At 32.9% G+C, this 213-nt stretch carries 1 protein-coding gene; it reads left to right on the top strand.

The window, feature by feature from the left end; translation table 11 throughout:
• Positions 1-77: 77 nt before the first annotated feature.
• A partial coding sequence (locus H9X84_RS12985) for a transposase (RefSeq protein ID WP_243423774.1) occupies positions 78-213 on the top strand: 136 nt, incomplete at its 3' end.

The following is a 213-nucleotide window of genomic DNA, read 5'->3' as shown; positions in this document are numbered from 1 at the left end:
TGGATCTATATTAAATAAGTAGACACGATTTATAAACAGATGTACCATAATGTTAGACACCAAAAGGAGGTATCTTTATGACTAAAAAAAATTATTATGATGAGGATTTCAAACGAACTCTTGTTGAGCTCTATCATAATGGCAAAACACAAGCTTCTCTGATCAAAGAGTATGGTGTTTCTCAAACTGCTCTTTCCAGATGGATCAAGCAAT

Origin of the sequence: Anaerotignum lactatifermentans (assembly GCF_016902535.1) — a bacterium.
Taxonomy (GTDB): Bacteria; Bacillota; Clostridia; order Lachnospirales; family Anaerotignaceae; genus Anaerotignum; species Anaerotignum lactatifermentans_A.
This window is presented reverse-complemented; position numbering and strand designations above follow the sequence as displayed.